This window comes from Streptomyces sp. CNH287 (assembly GCF_000424825.1).
In genome coordinates this window covers 1-8,701 of the sequence record NZ_AUKQ01000036.1, presented here as the reverse complement: position 1 = coordinate 8,701, position 8,701 = coordinate 1, and the positions used below count along the sequence as shown (strand labels likewise).

Sequence of the window (8,701 nt, the reverse complement as noted above, 5' to 3'; positions counted from 1 at the left end):
GCCTCCGGCCCCTCGAGCCTCCGGCCCCTCGTGTCTTCCGGCTTCTTCGGGTCCTGGCTTCTTGGTGTCCTGGCTCTTTGGTCCTTGGTGTTCCGGTCTGGGGTGTTCCGGTCTTCCGGTCTTCTGGCTGTTGGCTCCGGGGGTTTGCGGGGGTGGGGGTTTGACGTGGGGGTGGGGGTGTCTGGCGTGGGGTTGGCGGTTTTCTGACGTGGCTGTAGTGGGTGTGTGGGATCTGACGGAAGCGGACGGAGATGTGAAGTGGGGTGTCTTGATGGGGGAGGGGGTTGTTTATGAGTCTTGGGGGAGGGCTTCGGAGGGGTGTTTTCCGCTGCCGGGTTCATGGTCGGGTCTCCGCGATTTTGTTGTGGGTGGTGTCGTCTGCGTGTGGTCTCCGGTTCCGGGTTTTCGGGCCGGGGAGGGTGTGTGCGGGTTTCTGTGTCGGCTGTTGATCGCTGAGGAGCGGGTCTGTATGTACAGCACGTTGATCGTTGCGCGGATGGAGCCTGGTGCGGACGCCGAGGTGGCGAAGTTGTTCGCTGATTTCGACGGGACGCGGATGCCGCATTTGATGGGGACGCGGCGGCGTCAGCTGTTCTCGTTTCGGGGTCTGTATTTTCATCTCCAGGATTTTGATCAGGACAATGGCGGTGAGCTGATCGAGGAGGCGAAGACTGATCCGCGTTTCGTGCGGATCAGTGAGGATCTGAAGCCGTTCATCGCTCCGTACGATCCGGCGACGTGGCGGTCTCCGGCGGATGCGATGGCGGCGCGGTTCTACTCGTGGGAGGCGTCTTCGTGAGTGGGCGTCGTGTGGTGATCACCGGGATGGAGGTGATCGCTCCGGGGGGTGTGGGGGTCAAGGACTTCTGGGCGCTGCTCAGCGAGGGGCGGACCGCGACGCGGGGGATCACCTTCTTCGATCCGGCGCCGTTTCGCTCGAAGGTGGCCGCGGAGATCGATTTCGATCCCTACGGGATGGGTCTGGGTCCGCAGGAGGTGCGGCGGATGGACCGTGCCGCGCAGCTGGCGGTGGTCGCCGCGCGCGGCGCGGTCGCCGACAGCGGGGTGCAGCCGGCGCTGGGCGATCCGGGCCTGGTGGGGGTGACGGTGGGCAGCGCGGTGGGCGCCACGATGGGGCTGGACAAGGAGTACCGGGTCGTCAGCGACGGCGGGCGGCTGGATCTGGTGGACCACCGGTATGCGGTGCCGCATCTCTACGACCACCTGGTGCCCTCCTCCTTCACGGCCGAGGTGGCGTGGGCGGTGGGCGCCGAGGGCCCCTCCACGGTGGTCTCCACCGGCTGCACCTCGGGCATCGACTCGATCGGGTACGCGGCGGAGCTGGTGCGCGAGGGGTCGGCGCAGGTGATGGTCGCCGGGTCCTCGGACGCGCCGATCTCCCCGATCACGATGGCCTGCTTCGACGCGATCAAGGCGACCACGCCGCGGGTGGAGGAGCCCCACCGCGCCTCGCGGCCCTTCGACGGGACGCGCAACGGGTTCGTGCTGGGGGAGGGCACCGCGTTCGTGGTGCTGGAGGAGCTGGAGGCGGCGCGCTCGCGCGGGGCGCACATCTACGCGGAGGTCGCCGGGTACGCGACGCGCAGCAACGCCTACCACATGACGGGGCTGCGTCCGGACGGCGCGGAGATGGCGGAGGCGATCCGGGTGGCGCTCAGGGAGGCGCGGATGAACCCGCAGGAGATCGACTACGTCAACGCGCACGGCAGCGGCACCAAGCAGAACGACCGGCATGAGACGGCCGCCTTCAAGGCGTCCTTGGGGGAGCACGCCTATCGGGTGCCCGTCTCCTCGATCAAGTCGATGGTGGGGCATTCGCTGGGCGCGATCGGGTCGATCGAGGTCGCGGCCTCGGCGCTGGCGATGGAGCACCAGGTGGTGCCGCCCACCGCGAACCTGCACACCCCCGACCCGGAGTGCGACTTGGACTATGTGCCGCGGGTGGCGCGGGAGAAGAGGGTGGATGCGGTGCTGACGGTGGGCAGCGGCTTCGGCGGGTTCCAGTCGGCGATGGTGCTGGCGCGGCCGGAGCGGAGCATGCGGTGAGCGCGCGGGCGGTGGCGGTCACCGGGCTGGGCGTGGTGGCGCCCAACGGGCTGGGCGCGCAGGATTTCTGGGCGGCCACCTGCGGAGGCAAGTCGGGCATCGGGCGCCTCACGCGTTTCGACCCCTCGGGGTATCCGGCGAAGCTGGCCGGGCAGGTGCCCGGTTTCGTGGCGGCCGACCACCTGCCCAGCCGCCTGCTGCCGCAGACCGACCGGATGACGCGGCTGGCGCTGGCGGCGGCCGACTGGGCACTGCAGGACGCGGGGATCACCCCCCACCAGCTGCCCGCCTTCGACATGGGCGTGGTGACCGCCTCCTCCTCGGGCGGTTTCGAGTTCGGGCAGGACGAGCTGCGCAAACTCTGGGGCCAGGGCGCCTCGCACGTCTCCGCCTACCAGTCCTTCGCCTGGTTCTACGCGGTCAACAGCGGCCAGATCTCCATCCGCAACGGGATGAAGGGCCCCGCCGGCGTCGTGGTCAGCGACCAGGCCGGCGGGCTGGACGCGCTGGCCCAGGCGCGGCGCCTCATCCGCCGCGGCACCCCGCTGATCGTGGCCGGCGCGGTGGACGCCTCGCTGTGCCCGTGGGGCTGGGTGGCGCAGCTGACCAGCCGCCGCCTGTCCACCTGCGAGGAGCCGGAGGCGGCCTACCTGCCCTTCGACCGCCGGGCGCGCGGCTACGTGCCCGGGGAGGGCGGCGCACTGCTGATCATGGAGGAGCTGGAGGCGGCCCGCGCCCGCGGCGCCCGTGTCTACGGGCAGCTGGCCGGCTACGGGGCGACGATGGACCCGGCCCCCGGCAGCGCCCGCCCGCCCGCGCTGCGCCGCGCCGTGCAGGTGGCCCTCGCCGACGCGGGCATCGAGCCGCGGGAGGTGGACGTCGTCTTCGCCGACGGCGCCGGCAGCCCGGATCTGGACGCGGCCGAGGCAAACGCCCTCACCTCCTTGTTCGGCCCGCACGGCGTGCCGGTCACCGTCCCCAAGACGATGACCGGGCGCCTCTACTCGGGCGCCGCCCCCCTGGACGTGGCCGGCGCGCTGCTGGCGATGCGCGAGGGCGTCATCCCGCCCACCGTGCACACCCAGGCCTGCGCCTACGACCTGGACCTGGTCACCGGCCAGCCCCGCCCGGCCGCCTTGGCCACCGCGCTCGTCCTGGCCCGCGGGCACGGCGGGTTCAACGCCGCCGCCGTCCTGCGCGCGGGCGACGCCCTGCCCTGACCGCACCCGCATCAGGTGCCGCACACTGCTCCACCCAACTCTGAATACTTCACCATGAAATGACAGGAAATGGGGTTATTTGTATGGCTGTCGCGGTTTTCACCCTCGCGGATCTCAAGCGGATCGTGCTGGAGGCGGCGGGCGGGGAGGAGAGCGTCGACTGGGAGGGCGAGGCCGTCCTGGACACCGCTTTCCAGGATCTGGGGTACGAGTCGCTGGCGCTGCTGGAGACGGGGGGCCGTATCGAGCGGGAGTACCGCATCTCGCTGGATGACGACGTGCTGGGCGAGGTGCTCACCCCGCGCGGGCTGATCGAGGCCGTCAACGCGCATCTGTCCGCGGCCCGCGCCGCCTGACCGGCAAGAGACGAAAGAAAAAAGGGGAGGGATCTTCGATGGGTGACAACGAGGCGGGCGGGCAGGCGGCCGGCGCTCCGGTGGCGCTGGTGACCGGGGCGACCAGCGGGATCGGGCTGGCCACCGCGCGGCTGCTGGCCCAAGGGGGGCACCGGGTGTTTTTGGGGGCGCGCAGCCAGGAGGGGGTGGCCGCCACGGTCAAGGAGCTGCGGGGGGAGGGCTGGGAGGTGGAGGGCTGTGCGCTCGATGTGTGCGATCCCGCGGCCGTCTCCTTCTTCGTGGCCGCCGCGGTGGAGCGCTTCGCGACGGTGGACGTGCTGGTCAACAACGCGGGCCGGGCAGGCGGCGGGGTGACCGCCGACATCAGCGACGAGCTGTGGGCGCAGGTGATCGACACCAACTTGAACAGCGTCTTCCGGATGACCCGGGAGGTGCTGAACGCGGGCGGGATGCGGCACAAGGACCGCGGCCGGATCATCAACATCGCCTCGACCGCGGGGAAGCAGGGCGTGGTGCTGGGCGCCCCCTACTCCGCCTCCAAGCACGCGGTGGTCGGCTTCACCAAGGCGCTGGGCAACGAACTGGCGCCCACGGGCATCACCGTGAACGCGGTCTGCCCCGGCTACGTGGAGACTCCCATGGCCCAGCGGGTGCGGCAGGGCTACGCCGCCGCCTACGACACCACCGAGGAGGCGATCTTGGAGAAGTTCCAGGCCAAGATCCCCCTGGGCCGCTACTCCACCCCCCTGGAGGTCGCCTCGCTGGTGGGCTACCTCGTCTCGGACACCGCCGCCTCCATCACCGCGCAGGCGCTGAACGTGTGCGGCGGCCTGGGCAACTTCTAGCGCCACCCCCGGGCCCGGCCGGGCCCGGGGCGGGCCCCGCAGTCTTCGCCGGCATCTTCGCCGGCTGCTGCCGGCATCCGATGTTCCTGCCCGCACCGCCCCTCCCCATTTTTCCGCAGAGAAGAAAGTGGTCAGATGATCCGCGAGGTTGAGCACGCCACCACCGTCGCCGCGCCCGCCGCAGCCGTCTACCGGCTGCTGGCCCAGGTGGAGCACTGGCCGCGTATCTTCCCGCCCACCATCCTCGCCGAGCAGGTCGAGCGCGACGGCGACCAGGAGATGATCCGCATCTGGGCGACGGCCAACGGCGAGGCCAAGAACTGGACCTCGCGCCGCACCCTGGACCAGGCAGGGGGGCGCATCACCTTCCGCCAGGAGGTCACCGCCCCCCCGGTCGCCCAGATGGGCGGCACCTGGATCATCCAGGAGGACGGCGCCGGCTCCTGCCGGGTGCGGCTGCTGCACGACTACCGGGCCATCGGCGACGACCCGGCCTCCCTGGCGTGGATCGACGAGGCCGTCGACCGCAACAGCCGCTCGGAGCTGGCAGCGCTCAAGGAGAACCTGGAGGCCGCCCACGCGGCCGAGGAGCACACCTTCTCCTTCACCGACAGCCTCACCATCCACGCCGGCGCCGCGGCCGCCTACGCCTTCATCGACGAGGCCGGACTGTGGGCCAAGCGGCTGCCGCACGTGGCCAGCGTGCGGCTGAGCGAGGAGAGCCCGCACCTGCAGACCCTGGAGATGGACACCCGCGCCAAGGACGGCTCGGTGCACACCACCAAGTCCTACCGGGTCACCTTCCCCCACCACAAGATCGCCTACAAGCAGGTCACCCTGCCCGCCTTGATGACCCTGCACACCGGGGTGTGGACCTTCACCGAGCAGCAGGGGGTGACCACCGCCTCCTCCCAGCACACCGTCACCCTCAACACCGCCAACATCGCAAAGGTCCTGGGCCCGCAGGCCACCGCCGCCCAGGCCCGCACCTACGTGCACAACGCGCTGAGCACCAACAGCCGCGCCACCTTGGAACACGCCAAGAACCACGCCGAGAGCCAGGAGTGAAGGTGGCCCCCGCACCGCGCGAGACCCAGGTCATCGTGGCCGGCGCCGGACCGGTGGGACTGATGCTCGCCTGCGAACTGGCCCTGGCCGGCATCGAGGTGACCGTCCTGGAGGAGCGCACCGCACCCTCCACCGCCTCCCGCGCCACCACGGTGCACGCCCGCACCATGGAGATCCTCGACTCCCGCGGCCTGCTGCCCGAGCTGGCCGGGGCACCCCGCGAGATGCGCGGCCACTTCGGCGGCATCCCCATGGACCTGGCCCAGGACAGCCCCTACCAGGGCCAGTGGAAGATCCCCCAGGCACGCACCGAGGAACTCCTGGCCCAGCGCGCCCGCGACCTGGGCGCCTTCATCGCCCGCGGCCACCGCCTGGAGAGCTGCGCCCCCCGCCCCAAGGACGGCCGGCAGCGGGGGGTGGAGGCGGTGGCGGCCACCGCCACCGGAGCACACCGCATCCGCGGCGACTACCTGGTCGCCTGCGACGGGCAGGACAGCACGGTGCGCGCCCTGGCCCAGGTGCCCTTCCCCGGCCGCCCCGCCCGCCGCGAACTGCTGCGCGCCGACGTCACCGGCATCCGCATACCCGACCGGCGCTTCGAGCGGCTGCCGGGCGGGCTGGCCATCGCCGCCCACCGCGAGGGCGTCACCCGCGTCATGGCGCACGCCTTCCGCACCCCCGCCCCCCGCCGCACCCAGGAGGTCGGCTTCGAGGAGATCGCCCGGGTGTGGAAGGAGGTGACCGGCGAGGACATCAGCGGCGGCACCCCGCTGTGGGCCAACTCCTTCTCCGACGCCAACCGCCAGCTGGAGCACTACCGCAGCGGCCCCCTCCTCTTCGCCGGGGACGCCGCCCACCAGCAGATGCCCATCGGCGGCCAGGCCCTCAACCTCGGCCTCCAGGACGCCTTCAACCTGGGCTGGAAACTCGCCGCCCACCTGCACGGCCACGCCCCCCCGCACCTGCTGGACAGCTACCACCGCGAGCGGCACGCGGTGGGCGCGCGCGTCCTGGCCAACATCGAGGCCCAGGCCCTGCTGCTGCTGGGCGACCCGGCCATCGAACCCCTGCGCCGCATATGGGCCCAGCTGCTGGAACTGGAACCGGTACGCGCCCACCTGGCCGCCAAGATCAGCGGCCTGGACATCCACCACCCCCCCACCACCCCGCCCCCCACCACGCCGCCCCCGGCCGTCCATCCGCTGGTGGGCCGCCGCCTGCCCCCCCACGCGGCCCACCCCCGCCCCGGTGCCGCGCACCACCGGCTGCCCGACCTGCTGCACTCCGGCCGCGGCCTCCTGCTCGACCTGAGCCACCACGACCACGGCCCGCCCCCCGCTCCCCGCCCGCCGGCCCCCCGGGCCGCCCTGTCCCGCTACACCCAGCAGGTGGCCACCGCCGCCGCGCGTACCCGCCCCGGCTCCGCCCTGGCAGGTATCGACCGCCTCCTGGTCCGCCCCGACGGCTACATCGCCTGGGTCCAGGAGACCCCCCGCACCACCCCCGCCCCCGCCGCCCCCGCCGGGGGGCAGGGGCTGCCGGCGGCGCTGGAGCACTGGTTCGGCGCACCGCACTGACCACGGGGCCCGCCCGCCTCGTCGGCAGGTTCCGCAACACACGCTAGGGAAGGGAAGTGTGGCCATGGAGGGGAACACGCTGGAGACCGACGTCGTCATCGTCGGCGCCGGCCCCACCGGACTGATGCTCGCCGGGGAACTGCGCCTGGGCGGGGCCCGGGTGACGCTCATCGAGAAGCTGGCGGCCCCCACCGGGCAGTCCCGCGGCCTGGGCTTCACCGCCCGCGCCATGGAGGTCTTCGACCAGCGCGGACTGCTGCCGCGCTTCGGCCAGGGCGAGACCCTGGCCACCAGCGCGATGGGCCACTTCGGCGGCGTGCAGTTCGACTACACGGTGCTGGAGGACGCCCACTTCGGCGCCCGCGGCATCCCGCAGTCCAAGACCGAGGAAGTCCTCCAGGACTGGGCGCTCTCCTTGGGCGCCCAGCTCCACCGCGGCTGGGAGTTCCTCCACCTGGACGACCACAGCCACGGCGTGCGCGTCCAGGTCTCCACCCCCCAGGGCCCCCGCACCCTGGAGGCCGCCTACCTCGTCGGCTGCGACGGCGGACGCAGCACCGTGCGCCAGGCGGCCGGATTCGACTTCCCCGGCACCTCCGCCACCCGCGCGATGTTCCTGGCCGATGTGACCGGCTGCCACCTCAAGCCCCGCTTCCTGGGCGAGACCCTGCCCCACGGCATGGTCATGGCCGCCCCCCTGGGCGAGGGCGTCGACCGCATCATCGTGTGCCCCCACGGCACCCCCGCCCGCGACACCGAAGAGGAGATCAGCTTCGACGAGGTCGCCGACGCCTGGCAGCACATCACCGGCGAGGACATCCACCACGGCGCCGCCCAGTGGGTCAGCTCCTTCACCGACGCCACCCGCCAGGTCTCCCAATACCGGCGCGGACACGTCCTGCTGGCCGGCGACGCCGCCCACATCCACCTGCCCGCCGGCGGCCAGGGACTGAGCACCGGCGTGCAGGACGCCGCCAACCTCGGCTGGAAACTCGCCGCCCACCTGCGCGGCGACGCCCCCCCGGACCTGCTGGCCAGCTACCACCGCGAACGGCACGCCGCCGGCCGCCGCCTGCTGATGAACACCCGCGCCCAGGGCATGGTCTTCCTCGGCGGCGCCCCCGCCGACCCGCTGCGCCAGATGCTGACCGAACTCCTGGAGTACGACGACGTCAAACGCCACCTGGCAGGCGTCGTCAGCCACCTGGACACCCACTACGACCTGCCCGAGCACACCCACCCCCTCCAAGGCCGCCGCCTGGCCCCCCGCGCCCTGGCCGGCGCCGCCAAGGAGACCAGCACCACCCAACTGCTCCACCCCGCCCGCGGCGTCCTCCTCGACTTCGCCGACGACCCCGCCCTGCGCCAGGCCGCCGCCCTGTGGCAGGACCGCGTCAGCATCACCACCGCCGCACCCAAACCCGCCACCGGCCCCGACCCCCTGGCCGGGATCACCGCCTTGCTGGTACGCCCCGACGGCTACGTGGCCTGGGCCGGCCAGGACACCCAGGGCCTCACCACCGCCCTCACCCGCTGGTTCGGCCCCCCCGCCGCCCACAAGAGCCCCC

Annotated in this window: 8 protein-coding genes; all 8 read left to right on the top strand. The window is 72.3% G+C overall.

All coding sequences use genetic code 11. The features are described from left to right. Positions 1-469 precede the first annotated feature (469 nt). On the top strand, positions 470-799 hold the full coding sequence (locus H299_RS0123500) for a TcmI family type II polyketide cyclase (RefSeq protein WP_027750405.1): 330 nt from the start codon (positions 470-472) through the stop codon (positions 797-799). After that, positions 796-2,067 carry a beta-ketoacyl-[acyl-carrier-protein] synthase family protein gene (locus H299_RS0123495; RefSeq protein WP_027750404.1) on the top strand — a complete coding sequence of 424 codons (1,272 nt, stop codon included), beginning with the start codon at positions 796-798 and terminating at the stop codon, positions 2,065-2,067. Before H299_RS0123500 ends, H299_RS0123495 begins: the two co-directional genes overlap by 4 nt. Continuing rightward, the gene (locus H299_RS0123490; protein ID WP_027750403.1) at positions 2,064-3,287 is read left to right on the top strand and encodes a ketosynthase chain-length factor; all 1,224 of its coding nucleotides are present in this window, start codon (positions 2,064-2,066) and stop codon (positions 3,285-3,287) included. The genes H299_RS0123495 and H299_RS0123490 overlap by 4 nt, the downstream gene beginning before the upstream one ends. 83 nt (positions 3,288-3,370) lie before the next feature. Further along, positions 3,371-3,643 (top strand): phosphopantetheine-binding protein, encoded by a 273-nt coding sequence (locus H299_RS0123485; RefSeq protein ID WP_027750402.1) that lies wholly within the window; start codon positions 3,371-3,373, stop codon positions 3,641-3,643. A 38-nt stretch (positions 3,644-3,681) separates the two neighbouring features. After that, positions 3,682-4,488 carry an SDR family NAD(P)-dependent oxidoreductase gene (locus tag H299_RS0123480; RefSeq protein ID WP_051262773.1) on the top strand — a complete coding sequence of 269 codons (807 nt, stop codon included), beginning with the start codon at positions 3,682-3,684 and terminating at the stop codon, positions 4,486-4,488. A gap of 135 nt (positions 4,489-4,623) precedes the next feature. Beyond that, the gene (locus H299_RS0123475) at positions 4,624-5,556 is read left to right on the top strand and encodes an aromatase/cyclase (RefSeq protein ID WP_027750400.1); all 933 of its coding nucleotides are present in this window, start codon (positions 4,624-4,626) and stop codon (positions 5,554-5,556) included. A 2-nt stretch (positions 5,557-5,558) separates the two neighbouring features. Beyond that, positions 5,559-7,133 (top strand): FAD-dependent monooxygenase, encoded by a 1,575-nt coding sequence (locus tag H299_RS35845; RefSeq protein WP_051262772.1) that lies wholly within the window; start codon positions 5,559-5,561, stop codon positions 7,131-7,133. Positions 7,134-7,197: 64 nt separating this feature from the next. Then, positions 7,198-8,701: FAD-dependent monooxygenase (locus H299_RS0123465; protein WP_199782495.1), on the top strand; the 1,504-nt coding region annotated here is incomplete at its 3' end.